General features: G+C 64.2%; 16 protein-coding genes. 12 read left to right on the top strand and 4 right to left on the bottom strand.

The features are described 5' to 3' along the window. Window position 1: 1 nt before the first annotated feature. From G552_RS0101385 to G552_RS0101375, 3 genes are all read right to left on the bottom strand, one after another. On the bottom strand, window positions 2–331 hold the full coding sequence (locus G552_RS0101385; RefSeq protein WP_019551669.1) for a DUF4160 domain-containing protein: 330 nt from the start codon (window positions 329–331) through the stop codon (window positions 2–4). 47 nt (window positions 332–378) lie between these two features. Beyond that, window positions 379–2,736 (bottom strand): TRAP transporter permease, encoded by a 2,358-nt coding sequence (locus G552_RS0101380; RefSeq protein ID WP_027881383.1) that lies wholly within the window; start codon window positions 2,734–2,736, stop codon window positions 379–381. Window positions 2,737–2,846: 110 nt separating this feature from the next. After that, window positions 2,847–3,848: a TAXI family TRAP transporter solute-binding subunit gene (locus tag G552_RS0101375; protein WP_036270107.1), complete on the bottom strand. Its 1,002-nt coding sequence runs from the start codon at window positions 3,846–3,848 to the stop codon at window positions 2,847–2,849. 160 nt (window positions 3,849–4,008) lie between these two features. On the opposite strand from G552_RS0101375, the gene G552_RS0101370 reads away from it, so the two are divergent. The 4 genes from G552_RS0101370 (at window position 4,009) to G552_RS0101350 (ending at window position 8,671) form a co-directional block, all read left to right on the top strand. Beyond that, the gene (locus tag G552_RS0101370) at window positions 4,009–5,241 is read left to right on the top strand and encodes an MFS transporter (protein WP_027881381.1); all 1,233 of its coding nucleotides are present in this window, start codon (window positions 4,009–4,011) and stop codon (window positions 5,239–5,241) included. Window positions 5,242–5,704: 463 nt separating this feature from the next. Then, window positions 5,705–6,553 carry a phosphotransferase family protein gene (locus G552_RS0101360; RefSeq protein WP_027881380.1) on the top strand — a complete coding sequence of 283 codons (849 nt, stop codon included), beginning with the start codon at window positions 5,705–5,707 and terminating at the stop codon, window positions 6,551–6,553. Between the two features lie 46 nt (window positions 6,554–6,599). Beyond that, on the top strand, window positions 6,600–7,226 hold the full coding sequence (gene upp / locus G552_RS0101355; protein WP_027881379.1) for a uracil phosphoribosyltransferase: 627 nt from the start codon (window positions 6,600–6,602) through the stop codon (window positions 7,224–7,226). A gap of 353 nt (window positions 7,227–7,579) precedes the next feature. Then, window positions 7,580–8,671: an MraY family glycosyltransferase gene (locus G552_RS0101350; protein WP_084640348.1), complete on the top strand. Its 1,092-nt coding sequence runs from the start codon at window positions 7,580–7,582 to the stop codon at window positions 8,669–8,671. Here G552_RS0101350 and G552_RS0101345 read toward each other — a convergent pair. After that, window positions 8,668–9,447 (bottom strand): ABC transporter permease, encoded by a 780-nt coding sequence (locus G552_RS0101345; protein ID WP_027881377.1) that lies wholly within the window; start codon window positions 9,445–9,447, stop codon window positions 8,668–8,670. The genes G552_RS0101350 and G552_RS0101345 overlap by 4 nt on opposite strands. A 39-nt stretch (window positions 9,448–9,486) precedes the next feature. Here G552_RS0101345 and G552_RS0101340 point away from each other — a divergent pair, with 39 nt between their 5' ends. The 8 genes from G552_RS0101340 (at window position 9,487) to G552_RS0101305 (ending at window position 18,088) form a co-directional block, all read left to right on the top strand. After that, window positions 9,487–10,302 (top strand): menaquinone biosynthesis family protein, encoded by an 816-nt coding sequence (locus tag G552_RS0101340; RefSeq protein WP_027881376.1) that lies wholly within the window; start codon window positions 9,487–9,489, stop codon window positions 10,300–10,302. Window positions 10,303–10,452: 150 nt separating this feature from the next. Beyond that, window positions 10,453–12,792: a bifunctional salicylyl-CoA 5-hydroxylase/oxidoreductase gene (locus G552_RS0101335; RefSeq protein WP_027881375.1), complete on the top strand. Its 2,340-nt coding sequence runs from the start codon at window positions 10,453–10,455 to the stop codon at window positions 12,790–12,792. Beyond that, a complete protein-coding gene (locus tag G552_RS0101330) occupies window positions 12,789–13,562 on the top strand; it encodes an SDR family NAD(P)-dependent oxidoreductase (protein WP_027881374.1) in 774 nt (257 codons plus the stop codon). The genes G552_RS0101335 and G552_RS0101330 overlap by 4 nt, the downstream gene beginning before the upstream one ends. After that, window positions 13,562–14,044 (top strand): MarR family winged helix-turn-helix transcriptional regulator, encoded by a 483-nt coding sequence (locus G552_RS0101325; protein WP_027881373.1) that lies wholly within the window; start codon window positions 13,562–13,564, stop codon window positions 14,042–14,044. Before G552_RS0101330 ends, G552_RS0101325 begins: the two co-directional genes overlap by 1 nt. After that, on the top strand, window positions 14,041–14,859 hold the full coding sequence (locus tag G552_RS0101320) for an enoyl-CoA hydratase family protein (protein ID WP_027881372.1): 819 nt from the start codon (window positions 14,041–14,043) through the stop codon (window positions 14,857–14,859). Before G552_RS0101325 ends, G552_RS0101320 begins: the two co-directional genes overlap by 4 nt. A 1-nt stretch (window position 14,860) precedes the next feature. After that, on the top strand, window positions 14,861–16,063 hold the full coding sequence (locus G552_RS0101315) for an acyl-CoA dehydrogenase family protein (RefSeq protein ID WP_027881371.1): 1,203 nt from the start codon (window positions 14,861–14,863) through the stop codon (window positions 16,061–16,063). Then, a complete protein-coding gene (locus tag G552_RS0101310; protein ID WP_027881370.1) occupies window positions 16,053–17,678 on the top strand; it encodes an AMP-binding protein in 1,626 nt (541 codons plus the stop codon). Before G552_RS0101315 ends, G552_RS0101310 begins: the two co-directional genes overlap by 11 nt. Continuing rightward, window positions 17,675–18,088, top strand: coding sequence for a RidA family protein (locus tag G552_RS0101305; RefSeq protein ID WP_027881369.1), 414 nt, complete (start codon window positions 17,675–17,677; stop codon window positions 18,086–18,088). Before G552_RS0101310 ends, G552_RS0101305 begins: the two co-directional genes overlap by 4 nt. Window positions 18,089–18,094 lie beyond the last annotated feature (6 nt).

Genomic DNA, 18,094 nt, shown 5'->3' with positions numbered 1-18,094 from the left:
GCTAGGCCGCAGGGTCTGCGTTGGCCTCGGCCGCCTGGGGGGAAGGGGCGGGCTTGGGCGCTTGCCGCTCCTCTTTTTCAGGCCGAACCCCCTGGCTCCTGGCATACTCCCCCCATACCTGCAAAAGCTGGGGCTCGAGGTCGGTCACCATACCCTGTAGGCGGGTCAGCTCGGTACGGCTAAAGCCGTTGTTCATCTCCACGCTCACTGGGTTCAGGCTGAACTTGGCCCAAGACTGGCCGTCGCGAGTCACGTAGATGTGCGGCTTTTCCTGGGCACTCCCCGATTTGACGTAAAAGCGGAAGCCGGCACGGCGCATTAGGGTCAACATGCCTTAAGTCTAATCGCCCGGCTGGCCTATGGTAGTGCTTCTGACCCTCAGTCCGCCGCCTGGGGGGCCGAGTCCTTTTCTTTGCGCAGGAAGAAAAGCAAGCCCAGACCAAAGGGAATGAAGGCCATCCACAGGTTGGGATAGGGGTAAAACAGGGCCAAAGCCAGTAGGCCCATCACCCAGCTCTCCCAGCGCCTCAAAGGCCGGCGGGTATAGCCCACTGTGGCCGCAGCCAGGAAAAGGATGGCCACCCCTGTGAAGAAGAAGCGCTCTAGGATGATGAGCCAGCCCTCGAGGCCCGGCAGGCTCTGCAGCACCGGCAAAATCAAAAGCCCTGTTCCGGTGAAGGAGAGTAGGAAGAAAAAGCCAATGATGTACTTGGCCAAGGCCACCCGTGCGGCATAGACACCGGTCAGGATGGGGTTGGTCTTGAAAACCGAGGCTGCGGCATAGCCAGAAAGGGCCACCGGGGGCGTCACATCGGCCAGCACCGCATAGTAGAAGAGGAACATATGGGTAGCCAGGGTAGCCGCCAACAGGGCCTGCTGGGGCTCGAGGCCATAGCCCTGGAAGTTGGCCGCAGCAATCTTGATAATGGCCGGGGCGGTGAGGGATGCGGTGAGCACATAGGTGGCGGTAGGCGGAACCCCCATCCCCAGAATCAGGCTAAACACTGCGGTAACCAAGGTGGCCAAGAGTAGGCTCTCCCCCGAGACCTGGCCTAAAAAGATAGAGAACTTGGCCGGTAGCCCGGTAATCACCATCATGCCGAAGATCATGTTGGCGGCCACAATGGCCGAGCCAATGGGAATAAGCTGGCGAAAACCTTCCACCAAGCCCTGGGCAATGGGCCGCAACACCCCCCGTAGCTGCCCACTGGCCGCCGCGGGATAGAAAAAGGTACCCACCCACAACCCCACCACCGCCAACGTTACCGGCAGCACAGGTATCTTGCCCAGGTTCCAGCCCAAAAGCACGGGCAGGAAGGCCCCCAGGAGCATCAACCCGATCCCCAAAGGCAGGCCCACCCGGTAGGCCGGGCTTTGCATGGCCTCCTGCAAGGCCGCAGGCCTCAGGGTAGGGTCGAGGTAGGCAATGAGCACAAAAGCCAGCGAGGCCAGATAGACCGCAGTGGCCACCTCGGTTCCCAAAAACAACATGACCACGATGAGCAGAATCGGCAGAAAAATGGTGCTGTAGCGTAGAGCATAGTTACGGCCCAGATGCCCTTCGGCCCCTACCGGCGGCAGCTTGGCCTTGCGGGTATAAAACTCGTTGTAGGCCAGGATACCCATCAAATAGAGCAACATGGGCCCCAGAGCCATAATCACCACCCACAGGTAGCTGATCTGCAGAATCTCAACCATCACAAACGCGATGGAGCCCAGCACCGGTGGGGTAATCAGGGCAATGGTGCCGGCAGTGGCCACCAAACCCGCAGCGGTCATGCGGTCGTAGTTGGCCCGCTCGTATAAGGGCTTGGTCAGCGCAGCCACAAACTGGGTATCGGCAGCCCCCGAGCCGCTGAACATGCCCATAAAGACCGAGGCGATACCGGTCACCCGGCCCGGGGTCTGGGGGGTACGGCCCACCATGGACAGCGCGATATTGGCCACCACCTTGCCCAGGCCCAGCGTGCCAATCAAACCCGAGAGAATGGTGAAATAGACGATGTACTTTGCCGAAACCCCGGTGATGAGGCCATAGATGCCGGCCTCGGTCTCGTTGTAGGACTTGCCCAGGATCAGGTCGATGCCGTTTTTAGCGCCCTGGAAGGTGCCGGGCACCAGATGGCCGTACATGTTGTAGGTGAGAAAAACCAACACCAACGAGGGCATGATGGGGCCCAGCAACCTCGAGACCAACCCCAGCACCAGAATCATAACGGTGAAGGACATGCTCATGTCCCAGTCGGTGGGAATAACCGCCCGGTTCACCAGCTCCTCGTAGTAGCGCACCTGGTAGACCCAGGGCAGAACAGCCAACAAAGCTGCAGCCAGGTCAGCGTAGCGCCGAACCCTGGGCCAGAGGCCTGGCAGCACCGCCAGGGCCCAGGCCAGCGTACCCATGGCCCGCCCCAGGGGCGAGATTTCCACCCCTGGCACATTGGGCACCCAGAAGGTGTAGAGAAAGGGCAGGCTCAAGAGGGCAAAAACCCACGTGCCCAAAGTGGGGCGGGCCGGCGGGAGCTGTGCGGTAATCAAATAGCCCGCCAGCAAAAGCAAAAGCACGTGGGTGGCCCGTCTGAGCTGCACCTGGTCGAGAACGCTTAGGTCGAAGCGACTCAGAGGGGTAAAGGGATGCAGCACCAGGTAGAGGCTGAACAAAGCCCCCACCAGCAAAATCATCCAGGTCAGCCGCCCCAACCGGCCTTGGCCCGTACTGGCATCTTGCGCTATTTCCATGTAAAACCTCCAGAAAGGCTACGTATTGCGCGGGATTATACCCTCAAAAACCCTTCAAAGGGTCGGGAAAAAGCCCCCCCAGGCTGGGGGGGGCTTAGGCTTACTCAGCTTCAGCGAATGGCCCCCGCCTCCCGCAGGTAGCGCACCGCCCCAGGGTGGAAAGGAATGACCACCTTCTGGTTGTACAGGTCGGCGGTGTTCTTGAGAGTGGTGTCCCGCGCTGCCGGAGTGGCAGTCGTGAGGGTCTGCAGGTTGGTAAAGACCGCCTTCATGATGGCCGCCGCCAGTTCCTCGGGCATGGACTCCGGGCAGAGGAAAACATTGCCGGTGTAGAGCACGGGCACGCTGGTCGCCGTACCGTAGGCGCTGCTGGGCAGGGTGCCGGTAGTTACGATGCCAGGGAAGCGCCGGGTCAGAAGCTGGGCGGTGGTGCTCTGTGGAGGTACCGGAACAATAGCGATGCGATCGCCTTTACGGGCTAGGCTCTGGGCCAGCTCCACCACGCTGGCAGTAGGCACCCCCCCTACCCAGAAGTAGGCGTCGATGGTGCCCTCGGAAAGGGCTTTGGCCGACTCCGCAGCAGGAAGGCGCTCCCGCTTGGCAAAGTCGGTGGGCTTGAGGTTGGCCCCTTGCAACACCAGCAGAGCCAGGTTCTCGGTGGAAGAGCCCGGCTGGCCAGTGGAAACCCGCTTGCCCTTGAGGTCCTGTACCACCCGGATGCCGCTTTTCTCGCTGGTGATGATGTGGATCAGGCTGGGGTACATGTAGAACATGATGCGCTGCATGTCGGCCTTGCGCTGGGCAAAGCGGGGCTCCTGACCGGTGTAGGTGACCAGGGCTGAATCGGTGGTGGCCAAGGCGCAGTAGTAGGTGTTGGAGCGAGGATCGGTGCGGTCGCGCAGAAGCAGCAGGTTGTCGTAAGACCCCCCGGTCTGCTGGGAGGTGGCCTCAGCCACGCCCGACTCGGTCAGGATTTTGGCGATGGCCTGACCGTAGAAGAAGAACACCCCTCCGGTACTGCCGGTAGGGATCACCACTCGAGGGCGCTGCTGGGCCAGCGCGGTGCCCAGAACCAAAACCAACACAGCCACCATCAGTCTCCCCAACTTCATGGTCTACCTCCAAAAAGCGCGGGTTTTGCAACCCTCAAACATCCTAGGATGCCGATTCAGTATCCGCTTTCGGCTGTGGTCAGTCTACAAATTACCCCGCGCTTGTCAAGGGACAGACGTCTAGCTGACTGGCTGGTCAGTTTGGGCGTATGATGGAAGGGTGCTGGCCTTGGCTTTGTTGCGGGATCGTCGGTATCGGATCTACTGGATCGCCCTCTTTCTCTCCCAACTTGGCACCTGGATGCAGGCGGCCACCCAAGGCTGGCTGGTGCTCGAGCTTACCGGAAGCGCCGAGCGGCTGGGCTTGGTGGTCGCCTTGCAGTTCCTGCCCTCGCTGCTGTTCTCCCTACCAGCAGGGGTGCTCTCCGACCGGTACAACCGGCGCAACCTGTTGCTTTTAACCCAAGGCGGCATGGGCCTTTTGGCCTTCGGCATGTTTACTCTGATCGCTACCGGGTGGGTGCGCTACGAACAGGTACTGGTTTTTGCCTTTCTCTATGGGCTCTTCAACGCGATGGACCTACCGGTGCGCCAGGCTTTCACCGTGGAACTGGCCGGCAAAGAGCGCTACCCGGGGGCCATTGCCCTAAACTCCTTTGGCTTCAACACCTCCCGCCTGGTGGGGCCAGCCTTGGCTGGGCTGCTGATGGCTGGCTTCGGTCTTTCCTGGAGCTACCTAGCCAACGCTCTATCCTTTATGCCCCTGATCGCCGTGCTGCTGGGCATTCCTGGGCAAAGCCCGCAAACCAGCGCCAATGGGGCAGTGCGGGATGCCCTCGAGGGTCTGCGCTTTGCCTTTGGTCACCCGCTGGTGCGGCAGGTGGTGCTGTTGGTGGGCCTGACCAGCCTGCTAGGGATGAACTTCCAAACCATCGTGCCAGCCTACGCCCGGCTCGAGCTGGGCCTGGATGCCCAGGGCTTTGGGCTGTTGATGTCGGCCGTGGGGCTAGGCTCGATTATGGCCGCTTTGATCCAGGCTGCCGCGGCCAAGGCCCGGCCCAAGCGGGCAGTATGGGGCAGCCTGCTGTTGGGCTGCGCCCTGTTGAGCCTGGCCCTACCCCTACCCACCCTATGGGCAGCGGTGGCCTTGGGGGTGGGCGGACTGGGCATGATCACCACCCTCATCAACAGCAACACCACCGTGCAGCTGGTCACCCCCGACCGCATCCGAGGACGGGTGATGTCCATCTACTCTATGGTGTTGCTGGGCTCGGGCCCCCTGGGGGCCTACCTTTCGGGCTGGTTTATGGATCACCTGGGGGTGCGCTGGGGGGTAGCTGTGCTGGGCATAGGCACTGCTATAGCCTCGCTGGCCCTCCTGCGCTGGGCCTGGCCTAGAAGCCTAAGCAGCGGGGAACCTGTGGCTCCTACCCCACGGGTGGCCTCAGATTGAGGTGTTCGTCCGATGGAGTCTGGGGCGAAAGACCCTGGCCAGCGTCTGGCCAGGGAGGCAGAGCCCCAGGCCGCCCGAAGGCGGCTCTACCCTTCCCTCCTTTCGCAGGACGAGTTAGGATGGGCTTAGGGGTAAAGCTACCCCGGCCAACCTTGATAGCCAAGGTATGGGGTTCCCAGTACGAAGACGCCTTGCTGGGGTAAAACCCTGGAGGCTTGCTCCGAACGCACCCCCGTTGGAGGATGGCTTTGCATGGAGCGTGTGTTATGCCCAAAGAGCTGGCTCGATGGGCAGGGGCCGCAAGGACAGGCCAAAAGGGTCTGTCCCGTGTAAACCGGCCCAGGGTCGTTTTACCACGGCCCGGATTCTGAGGGTGTCGTCTTGGCATCGTCCTCCCTCGGAAAGCCCTAACCAGAGGGCGTTAGCACTCGGTTAGGGCAGTTTACCGGGTATCCTGGTTCCAGTGGAGATTCTGCCGGCCCTCGAGGCCCACTACCAGATGCACCTCACCCCCCTTACCGGCGGGGCTGAGGCCCGCACCTTTGCAGGCGACGGGCTGGTGTTCAAGATTTATCCCCCGGGAAACCAAAAGCCACCTGGGGGCATCTATGCCGCCCGCCTCGAGGCCCTGAACATGACCAAAGCGGGGCTGGGCGATTGGGTGGTCGAGGCCCTATGCCTAGAGCAACACGGGGTGCTGGTCACCCGGCGCTACCCCGGCCACACCTTCACCCCCGAAGGCTTTAGCCCGGCAGCCCTGGAGTATCTGGCCAGCTTTTTCACCCGGCTGCACGCCATCGCCGAACCCGGTGTGGTCAGCCGTAAGCGGCTAGAAGAACGGCTTGGACAGTTCGGCCGAACCCTTTTCGACCTGCCCTCGGCCCAACGGCTGGTTGGGCTACTGGCCCAACACCTCGAGGAGGTGGCGGGCACCCCCCAGGCCTTCTGCCACCGCGACCCCCACGCGGGCAACATCCTGCTCAAGGACCCCCAGGCCGTCGGGGTACCCGAGGCTTTGGTGGTGGACTGGGTACGGGCCCAGCCCGACGACCCGGCCCGCGACCTGGCCATCCTGACCACCGGTACCCTGGTGCTCTTGGGCGAGGAGGCCGCCCTAAAAGCCTTGCAAACCATCATAGCTGGCTACCCTGAGCCACAGGAGGTCTGGCGACGGCTGCGCTTTTGGGTACCCCTCACCTACCTTCACGACATGCACTGGTTCCGCACCAAACAACCCGCGCAGTTCGAGGCCGCCGTAGCCGACAAAATGCCCAAAGCCCTAGCCTTTTACCAAGCGTGGCAGGCGTGGTAAACCGCGTTTGCTCCCGGCCCGGAAGCGGTGTTAGCATGCAGGCAGCATGAAACCGACCCCAGTAGAGCACCCGCTCATTCAACATAAACTGGCCATTCTGCGCGATAAACACACCGGCAACAAGGAGTTCCGCGAGCTGATGGAAGAGGTCACCATGCTGATGGCCTACGAGGCCATGCGCGACCTCGAGCTAGCCCCCGTCACCATCGAGACTCCTCTCGCCCCCATGACCGCTCGGATGCTCTCGGGCAAAAAACTGGCTGTGGTAGCCATCCTGCGGGCTGGGCTGGTCATGGTAGACGGCATCCTCAAGCTGGTACCCGCAGCCAAGGTGGGCCACATCGGCTTATACCGCGACCCCCAGACCCTAAAACCGGTGGAGTACTACTGCAAACTGCCCCCCGATATCGCCGAACGCCGGGTCTTCCTCACCGACCCCATGCTGGCCACCGCTGGTAGTGCCGTCCATGCGCTTTCCATTCTGAAGGAAAAAGGAGCCCAGCAGATCAAGCTCATGAGCATCATCGCCGCCCCGGAGGGCATCCAGCGGGTGCAGGAGGCCCATCCCGATGTGGAAATTGTGGTAGCCGCGGTAGATAGCCACCTCAATGACCACGGCTACATTGTGCCCGGCCTAGGCGACGCCGGCGACCGCATCTACGGGACCAAGTAAGGCTGGCGGAAACCTCGAGGGAGCTAGAATCTGGTCTTAACAAAAGACACTTAAAGTGTCTAACTGTGAATACGGAGAACACTATAAACGTAAGCCAGGCGTTAGTGTATAGTAATGCGGTGGCTGGCAACCGTAACTGCCCTACCCGAGGCGAGTCCGACCGGTAACGGCGGCGCTGTGCCAGAGACGCCCTCTGTCGCAGTCGGGAAAGTCACGCCTGTCAGATACGATTCCGGCAAGGGATCGGGGCAGGAAGAAAACGTGCTCACGATTGCGCACGTTTTCGAGAGTTAGGTTTAGGCTGGATAGCGCCAAGGTGCAGACCCCAGGGGTCGGGGCTGCACAGAGTGTTTATGACCGAGTTTCTCAAAGCCATCGGCATCGCCAACCCCGCGGGAACCGGCTGGCTGGCGGTGGCGTTTACCTTTGTGGTGGCCTGGGTGGTTACCTGGCGCTTCATACCCCGGGTGCGCCAGTTCGCCCTTAAGGTCGGCTGGGCCGACCAGCCCAACGCCCGGCGGCTCAACAAGGAGCCCCTACCCAACGCGGGAGGACTGGCCATCTTCGCCGGGGTGGTGGCGGCTTTGGTGATTGCCACCAGTCTGCGGCCCATCCTGATTCAGGAGGTACAGGTGCAGGTGCTGGCCATCCTCCTAGGGGGGGCCATCCTGGTATTGGTGGGCTTTGTGGACGACCAGTTCGGCTTGCCCCCCTTGTTCCGGCTGTTGGTGCAGTTTTTGTGCGCCTTGCTGCTGGTGGCGGTGGACATCCGCTTTCAAGCCGCCTTCGGCACCGCCTTGGATCCCTTCTGGGGGGTGGTGTTAACCATCTTCTGGGTCATGGGCATCACCAACGCCATCAACCTGATGGACGGAGTAGACGGCCTGGCGGGTGGCATCGCCTTTATTACCGCCATGAGCCTCCTGGCCGTCTCAGCCCAAAACCCCCAGTGGGCCGCAGCCACCCTGGTGCTCTCGGCTTTGGCTGGCGCTGCGCTGGGCTTCCTAAGGCACAACTTCCACCCTTCCAAAATCATCATGGGCGATGCGGGGGCCTATTTTTTTGGCTACGTACTAGCCGCCACCGCCTTTCTGGGCAACCTCAAACTAACCACGGTCTTTGCCCTCGTACCTACCGCATTGTTTCTGCTTTTGCCCATCCTAGACACCACCCAGGTCTTTGTGCGCCGTATCCTGCGGCGACAAAACCCCATGTCTACCCCAGGCAAGGACCACATTCACCATCGGCTACTGGCTCGGGGCTTCTCCCAGCGCCGCACCACGCTCACCCTGTGGGGCGTTACCCTGGCGGCTAACCTGCTGGCTATGGCGGTGCAGGGGCTGAGCCCTCTGGTGATTCTGGTCAGTGCCTCCGGCACCACCTTGCTGCTGGGCTTTACCGTCTGGCGCAGGCTAAGCGCCGCGTGGAAGGAGTCGGCGGCCTAGCTCGAGGCCGAAGTGTAGCTGCGCAAGGCCAGACGCCAGAAAAAGCGGGTAAAGAGCAAAAGCCCTCCGGCCAGCCAAAGGGCCTGGCCCAACCCGGCCCCACTCAGCCGGCCCAAGGCCGCCTCGGCGGGCACGGTGGTCAGAAAGGCTACCGGCACCACAAAGGTAAACACAAAGCGATAGGCCGAAGGAAAGGCCTGCACGGGAAAGCGCCCGGCCTCCAACAAAGCCCGCAGTACCTCGGTGGCGTTGGCTACCTTGACAAACCAGATGCTGCTACTGCCGATTACAAACCACAGGCTATAGAGAATCAGCAAAGCCACCGCCAGCAGGGCAAACCCCAGCAGGTAGTCGGCCAAGCCCAGGCCCAGCTTGGCCCCGGCGTAGAACCACAAGGCCAAGCCCATGGTCAGGTCGGTCAAGCCCCAGGGAGAAAAGCTGCGAAAAGACAGCCAGAACTGGCTGTCCACCGGCTTGAGCAGCACGAAGTCTAAGGTACCTTTTTGCACCTGTTCCACGATGCGGCTAAGGTTAGGGGTAAGCAAGATGAAAACAAAGCCGTCCAGCATCAAGAAGGCAGCCAGCACCAGCAAAGCCTCCTCGAAGCGCCACCCTCCCGGCTGGTAGCCCCCTTGGTAGAGCAGGGATATGCCAAACAGACTCCCGGCTGCCGCCCCTAGGGCCGAGAGGGTGGCCAGAATAAAGTTGCCGCGGTACTCGAGCTCCGCCGCCAGGGAGGTACCCCAGAAGTGGCGCAGCAAGCGAACGTAGCGCATGGCCTCAGTCTAGCGAAAAAAGCGCGGTAGCATACGGGCGTGGAACTTGGTTACTCCTTCTGCCCCAACGACACCTTCATCTTCTACGCTTTGGTCCACGGCAAGGTACCCAACCCCTTCCCCATCCGGGAGGTACTGGAGGACGTCGAAACGCTCAACCGCTGGGCCCTGGAAGGCCGGCTCCCCCTCACAAAAATCAGCTACGCGGCCTACGGCCATCTGCGCGAGGGCTATGTGGCCCTGCGCGCGGGTGGCGCGCTGGGCCGGGGGGTGGGGCCGCTGTTGGTGGCCCGTCAGGCCATCGCCGCAGATAACCTCTCGGGCCGGCGCATTGCCGTTCCCGGGCGGAACACCACCGCTTTCTTGCTGCTGTCTTTACATAGCCCTGGTTTTATTCCGGTAGAGATGCGCTACGACCAGATTATGCCCAGCGTAGCCGAAGGCCAGGTAGACGCTGGCTTAATCATCCACGAGTCGCGCTTCACCTACCCCCGGCATGGGCTCACCAAGGTGCTGGATTTAGGGGAATGGTGGGAGGCGCGCACCGGGCTGCCCCTGCCCCTGGGGGCCATCCTGGCCCGGCGCGACCTGGGCACAGAAACCCTGCAAGCCCTGAACCAAGCGGTGCGGCAAAGCCTGGAGTATGCCCAAGCCCATCCTGAGGAGGCCCTGGCCTACATCAAAAAGCATGCGCAGGAGCTGGAGGAAGAGGTCATCTGGGCCCACATCCACACCTACGTCAACGGGTTTTCCCTCGACGTGGGGCCAGAAGGAGAAAAAGCGGTAGAGGAGCTATTCCGCCAAGGCCAGGCGGCGGGGTTAATTCCGCCCTCGAGCCTACCCCTCTTCGTCTGAGGCAACCCTCCTTGACAAAGCACCCTGGCTTGTCTATATTGCTTTACACCTAAACATTTTAGGTCTAAAATACACAACCAAGACCAGGAGGGCCAGCATGACGGGAAGCCCCAAAGAGCCTCTTACCCAAACCAGCCCCGAGGTTGGGCTATGAGAATCGTCTGCATCGGCGGGGGGCCAGCCGGGCTGTACTTCGCCCTGCTGATGAAAAAGCAGAACCCTGCCCACGAAATCACCGTGCTCGAGCGCAACCGGCCCGACGACACCTTCGGCTGGGGGGTGGTCTTCTCCGACCAGACCCTGGCCAACCTGGAACAGGCCGACTACCCCAGCTACCACCGCATCCGCCAGGCCTTCTATCACTGGGACGACATCGAAATCCACTTCAAAGGGCAGGTCATCCGCACCACCGGGCACGGCTTTATCGGCATCGGGCGCAAGCGGCTGTTGCAAATCCTGCAGGAGCGCTGCGTAGAGCTGGGGGTGAACCTGGTCTTCCAGACCGAGGTCACCGACGACGAGGCCGTGGCCTGGGCCTACCAGGCCGACCTGGTCATCGCCGCCGACGGCATCAATAGCCGCACCCGCCAGAAGTACGCCCAGACCTTCGGGCCGGATATCGACGTGCGCAAGTGCCGCTTCGTCTGGCTGGGCACCAAAAAACGCTTCGAGGCCTTTACCTTCGCCTTCGAGAAAACCGAGTGGGGCTGGTTCCAGGCCCACGCTTACCCCTTCGACAGCGATACCTCGACCTTCATCGTGGAAACCCCGGAGGCGGTGTGGCAGAAGGCCGGCCTGGAAGAGATGAGCCAGGAGGAGGGCATCGCCTTCTGTGAGCGGCTTTTTGCTAAGCACCTGGAGGGCCACAAGCTCCTGTCCAACGCCGCCCATCTGCGCGGCTCGGCCATCTGGATCAAGTTCCCCCGGGTGGTCTGCCAGCGCTGGGTGCACTGGAACCGCCTCGAGGGGCGCGAGGTTCCGGTGGTGCTGATGGGGGATGCCGCCCATACTGCGCATTTCTCCATCGGCAGCGGCACCAAGCTGGCCCTGGAGGACGCCATCGAACTAAGCCGCACCTTCGCCCGCTTAGGCGACAGCCCCGACCGCCTAAAAGAGGTGCTGGAAGCCTACCAGGCGGTGCGCCAGGTGGAGGTGCTGAAGCTGCAAAACGCCGCCCGCAACTCCACCGAGTGGTTCGAGAACGTGGAGCGCTACAGCGGCCTCGAGGCCCTGCAGTTCGCCTACAGCCTGCTCACCCGCTCCCAGCGCATCTCCCACGAAAACCTGCGGCTGCGCGACCGCCGCTTTTTGGAGCATGTGGAGACCTGGCTGGCCCAGCGCGCCGGCCTGCCGCCCAAGCCGGTGCCCCCCATGTTCACCCCCTTCCGCCTGCGTAGCCTCACCCTAAAAAACCGGGTGGTGGTCTCGCCCATGGCCATGTACTCGGCAAAGGACGGCCTGGTGAACGACTTTCACCTGGTGCACCTGGGGGCCCGGGCCTTAGGCGGGGCCGCGCTGGTCTTCACCGAGATGACCGCCCCCTCCCCCGAAGCACGGATCACCCCCGGCTGCGCCGGGCTGTGGAGCGAGGCCCATATGCGGGCCTACCAGCGGATCGTGGACTTCGTACACACCTACACCGACGCCAAAATCGCCCTCCAGCTAGGGCACGCCGGGCCCAAGGGCTCGACCCAGGTGGGCTGGGAGGCCATGGACGAACCCCTGCCGGAGGGGAACTGGCCCCTTATCGCCCCCTCCCCTATCCCCTATGGCCCCAACAACCAGACCCCGCGGGCGATGACCCAAGAGGACATGGAGCGGGTCAAGGCCGAGTTCGTGCAGGCCGCACTATGGGGCCTCGAGGCGGGCTTCGACTGGCTCGAGCTGCACTGCGCCCACGGCTACTTGCTTTCAGCCTTCCTCTGCCCCCTCACCAACCACCGCACCGATGCCTACGGGGGCAGCCTGGAAAACCGCATGCGCTACCCCCTCGAGGTCTTCCGCGCGCTGCGCGCGGTCTGGCCGGAGCACCTGCCTATGTCGGTGCGCATCTCCGCCCACGACTGGGCTCCCGGCGGTAACACCCCCGACGATGCGGTGGAGATGGCCCGGATGTTCAAGGAGGCTGGCTGCGACCTGATCGACGTCTCCTCGGGCCAGACCACCCGCCAGGCCCGGCCCATCTACGGGCGGATGTACCAGACCCCCTTCGCCGACCGCATCCGCAACGAGGTGGGGATCGCCACCATGGCGGTAGGGGCCATCTACGAAGCCGACCACGTAAACTCCATCATCGCCGCCGGACGGGCCGACCTGTGCGCCATCGCCCGGCCCCATCTGGCCAACCCCCACTGGACGCTGCTCGAGGCGGCCAAGCTGGGCTACCGCGAGATAACCTGGCCCATGCCGTACCTCTCGGGCAAAGCCCAGCTCGAGCGCAACCTGGCCCGAACCCAGGCCGAGCTGGCCGAGGAGCTGGCCCTGCGATGAGCCCCCTGCCCCTGCAAGGACGGCACGCCCTGGTCACCGGCGCGGGGCGCGGCATTGGGGCGGCCATTGCCCAGGCCTTGGCCCAGGCCGGAGCCCGGCTCACCCTGCTGGGGCGCCAGCGGGCGGCCTTGGAGGCCCAGGCCGCAAGACTCCCAGCCCAAACCCACCTGGAAACCTGCGACATCACCGACCCCGCCCAGGTAGAGCGGGCCTTCCAGGGCGCCCTAGCGGCCCTGGGCCCGGTGACCATCCTGGTCAACAACGCCGGGCAGGTCGAGAGCCAGCCCTTTGGCCAGACTACCTTGACGCTGTGGCAGCGCATGCTCGAGGTGAACCTGACCGGGGCCTTCCTCTGCACCCAGGCCGCCCTGCCAGGGATGCTGGAGGTGGGCTGGGGTCGCATCGTGAACGTGGCCAGCACCGCCGGGCTGCGGGGCTACCCCTACGTGAGCGCCTACTGCGCGGCCAAACACGGGCTGGTGGGCCTGACCCGCGCACTGGCTTTGGAACTGGCCCGCAAAAACATCACCGTCAACGCAGTCTGTCCCGGTTATACCCAGACCGAGCTGCTCGAGGCCAGCCTGGCCCAGATTGCCCAGAGAACCGGGCGCAGCCAGGCCGAGGCCCGCACCCTGCTCACCCAGGCCAACCCCCAGGGCCGGCTGGTCGAGCCCGCCGAGGTGGCCCAGGCCGTGCTCTGGCTGTGCCTACCCGGCTCGGCGGCCCTGACCGGCCAGGCCATCGCCATCGCCGGAGGGGAGGTGATGTAGTGCTGCCCAAGCCCGACCTGGAGACCCGCCTGGCCGAGGACCACCACCAGGCCCTGAAGCTCTGGCTGCGCCTTTTGACCTGCACCAACCTGATCACCGCCGAGATTCGCACCCGGCTGCGCGAGCGCTTCGAGACCACCCTGCCCCGCTTCGACCTCTTGGCCCAGCTCGAGCGCCACCCGGAGGGCTTGCGCATGGGCGAGCTTTCCCGCCGCATGATGGTCACTACCGGAAACGTCACCGGCATCACCGACCAGCTCGAGGCCGAGGGGCTGGTGCGCCGCGAAATAGACCCCCAGGACCGCCGCTCCTTCATCGTCCGGCTGACCCCTAAGGGCCAGCAGCTCTTCGCCGAGATGGCCCGGGTGCACGAGGGCTGGGTTATCGAGCTGTTCGGCGGTCTCTCGGCAGCGGAAAAAGAGAGTCTGTACACTCTGCTGGGCAAGCTCAAGGCCCACCTCAACCAAAAGGAGGCCCCATGAACCCCCACGAACTGGCCCACTACCCCGCGCAACACTTCCTCTGGAAGGTAGAAGAGGGCGTCGGCACCATTACCCTGAACCGGCCCGAACGCAAAAACCCCCTCACCTTCGAGTCGTACACCGAGCTACGCGACCTTTTCCGGGCTTTGGCCCAGACCCAAGAGGTAAAGGCGGTGGTGCTATCCGGGGCCGAGGGCAACTTCTGCTCCGGCGGGGATGTCTATGAGATCATCGGCCCCCTTACCCAGATGGCGATGCCGGGCCTGCTGGCCTTCACCCGCCTGACCGCCGACCTGGTGCGAGCCATGCGGGCCTGCCCCCAGCCCATCGTGAGCGCGGTGGACGGGGTTTGCGCCGGGGCCGGGGCCATACTGGCCATGGCCTCCGACCTGCGCTACGGTACGGCCCGCAGCCGGGTGGCCTTCCTCTTTGTGCGGGTGGGGCTGGCCGGCTGCGACATGGGGGCCTGTGCCATGCTGCCGCGTATCGTGGGCCAGGGGCGGGCCGCCGAGCTTTTGTACACGGGCCGCACCCTGGGCGGCGAGGAAGCCCTGGCCTGGGGTTTCTTCAACCGGTTGTGCCCACCGGAAAGCCTGCTGGCCGAGGCCCAGGCCCTGGCCCGCTCGCTGGCCCAAGGCCCTACCTTTGCCCATGCGATGACCAAGCGGATGCTGCACCAGGAGTGGAGCATGGGCCTGGAGGAAGCCCTCGAGGCCGAGGCCCAGGCCCAGGCTTTGTGCATGGCCACCCACGACTTCCGCCGGGCCTACCAGGCCTTCGTGGCCAAGGAGAAACCGGTCTTCCAGGGGGACTGAGGTGGATAGCGCCTATCTGGACTGGCCCTTCTTCGAGGCGCACCACCGCCGGCTGGCCCTCGAGCTGGCCGACTGGGCCAGGCACGCCCTGGGCGGTCTTGATCTGGATGGCGCAGCCTCTGTGCCGGAGGTAGACCAGGCCTGCCGCCGCCTGGTGCAGGTCCTGGGCCAGGGAGGCTGGACCCGCTACGCGGTGGGGGGCCAGGCCTACGGCGGCGCCGCCGAGGCCATCGACACCCGGGCGGTCTGCCTGATCCGCGAGACCCTGGCCTACCACCACGGGCTGGCCGACTTCGCCTTCGCCCTGCAGGGCTTAGGCTCGGGGGCCATCAGCCTTTTTGGCTCCCCGGCGCAGAAAGCGCGCTACCTCCCCCCGGTGGCCCAGGGCCGCTATATTGCCGCCTTCGCCCTCTCCGAGCCGGAGGCCGGCTCCGACGTGGGGGCCCTGACCACCCAGGCCCGGCTCGAGGGGGAAGACTATGTGCTCGAGGGAGAGAAGACCTGGATTTCCAACGGGGGCATCGCCGACTTCTACGTGGTCTTTGCCCGCAGCCCAGGAAGCCAGGGCACCCAGGGCATCAGCGCCTTTGTGGTGGAGGCGGACACCCCGGGGCTAGAAATCGCCCAACGCCTCGAGGTCATGGCCCCCCACCCCCTGGCCAGCCTGCGCTTTCAGGGCTGCCGCATACCCGCCCGCCAGCGGCTGGGCGAGGAAGGCCAGGGCTTCAAAATCGCCATGCAGACCCTGGATGTCTTCCGCACCTCAGTGGCTGCCGCAGCTTTGGGCTTTGCCCGGCGCGCGCTGGACGAGGCTTTAAAGCGGGCCACCCAGCGTGTTCTTTTTGGCCAGAGCCTGGCCCACTTCCAGCTCACCCAGGCCAGGCTGGCCCAGATGGCCACCCAGATCGAGGCCGCAGCCCTGCTCACCTACCGCGCGGCCTGGCTGCGCGACCGGGGAGCGCGCATCACCCAGGAGGCCGCCATGGCCAAGCTTAGCGCCACGGAAAACGCCCAGCAGGTCATCGACGCCGCGGTGCAGCTATGGGGCGGGCTGGGCGTAACCCGGGGGCAGGTGGTCGAACGGCTGTACCGCGAAATCCGCGCCCTGCGCATCTACGAAGGGGCCAGCGAGGTGCAGCAGCTCATCATCGCCCGGGAGTTGCTCAAGCGTTTCCAGGAAAGGAGGGCTGAAGATGGGGTATAGCGCCCATATAGACACCTTCGCCAAAGACCACCTACCCCCCAAGGCCGAGTGGCCCGAGCTTATCTTCAAGCTGCCGGAGCTGCACTATCCCGAGCGGCTCAACTGTGCCAGCGAGCTATTGGATCGGGTGGCCGAGCAGCACCCCGACCGCCTCTGCCTGCGGGCCCCGGGGCTTTCGTGGAGCTACGGCCAGCTTCTAGAGCAGGCCAACCGTATTGCCCAGGTGCTCACCCGGGAGATGGGCTTGGTGCCCGGCAATCGGGTGCTGCTGCGGGGGCCTAACCACCCCATGCTGGTCGCGGCCTGGTTCGGGGTGATGAAGGCCGGGGGCATTGCGGTCACCACCATGCCGCTGCTGCGGGCCAAGGAGCTGATCGAGGTGACCCACAAGGCCCAGATCAGCCACGCCCTGTGCGATATCCGCCTGCGGGAAGAGCTGGAGCAGGCCCGGCCCGGCTGCCCCAGCCTAGAGCATGTGGTCTACTGGGGGGAGGGAGGGCAGCTCGAGGCCCTGATGCAGCGCCAGCCCGCCCACTTCACCAATGTTGAGACCGCCAGCGAGGACACCTGCCTGATCGCCTTCACCTCCGGCACCACCGGCAAGCCCAAGGGCTGCATGCACTTCCACCGCGATGTCCTGGCCATCTGCGATACCTTCGCCAAGCACGTGCTGCGGGCCTCCCCCGACGACCTGTTCACCGGCAGTCCTCCGCTGGCCTTCACCTTTGGCTTAGGGGGGCTGGTGCTTTTCCCCTTGCGCATCGGGGCCTCGAGCCTGCTGTTGGAAAAGGCCAGCCCCGAGCTGCTGCTGCCCGCTTTAGCCGAGTTCCAGGCCAACGTGCTCTTCACCTCCCCCACCGCCTACCGGGCCATGGCCGCCCAGGCTTCCAAGCACGACCTCTCCTCCCTGCGCAAATGTGTCTCTGCCGGAGAGCCATTGCCTGCCTCTACCCGCCAGCTGTGGAAGGAGGCTACCGGAGTTGAGCTCATCGATGGGATCGGGGCCACCGAGATGCTGCACATCTTCATCTCCCACACCGAGGAGGAGGCCAAACCCGGGGCCACCGGCAAGCCGGTGCCGGGCTACGAAGCCTGCATCCTGGACGAGCAGGGCCGGCCCCTGCCCCCCGGCCAGATAGGGCGGCTGGCGGTGCGGGGCCCCACCGGCTGCCGCTACCTGGCCGATGAGCGCCAGCGCAACTATGTGCAGCACGGCTGGAACATCACCGGCGATGCTTACTTGATGGACGAGGAGGGCTACTTCATCTACCAGGCCCGCACCGACGACATGATCATCTCCTCCGGCTACAACATCGCCGGGCCGGAGGTCGAAGACGCTTTACTGCTGCACCCCGCGGTAGCCGAGTGTGCGGTGGTGGGGGTGCCCGACCCCGAGCGGGGGCAGATCGTTAAGGCCTTCGTGGTGCTAAGGCCCGAAGTAGCCCCTTCCGCCGAGCTGGCCCGGGAGCTACAGGACTTCGTGAAGCAGAAAATTGCCCCTTACAAGTATCCCCGGGCCATCGAGTTCCGCGAGAGCCTGCCCCGCACCCAGACCGGCAAGCTGCAGCGCTACCTGCTGCGGCAGGAGGCCCAGCCCAAAGGGGGCGCAGCATGAAGCCGGTGCGGGAGACCCCCCGCATCCTGCACCCACCAGGCTGGCCCCAGCCCAAGGGCTATACCCACGGCATGGCCGCCCGGGGCACCCTGGTCTTCGTGGCCGGGATGGTGGGCTGGAACCCCGAGGGCCAGTTCGAGACCGACGATTTCGTGGGGCAGGCCCGCCAGGCCCTACAAAACATCGTGGCGGTGCTGGCCGAGGCCGGGGCCGGCCCCGCCCACGTGGTGCGCCTGACCTGGTTCGTCACCAGTAAAGAGGAGTACCTGGCCTCGCTGGAAGACCTGGGGGCCGCCTACCGTGCGGTGATGGGGCGCCACTTCCCCCCCATGTCGGTGGTGGAGGTCAAGGCCCTGATGGAGGAGCGGGCCAAGGTAGAGATCGAAGCCACCGCGGTTATACCGGAGTAAAGGAGT

It is taken from the genome of Meiothermus rufus DSM 22234 (genome assembly GCF_000423425.1).
GTDB lineage: Bacteria > Deinococcota > Deinococci > Deinococcales > Thermaceae > Meiothermus > Meiothermus rufus.
The sequence above is the reverse complement of the archived record's forward strand: the minus strand, read 5'-3'. Positions and strand labels throughout refer to the sequence as shown.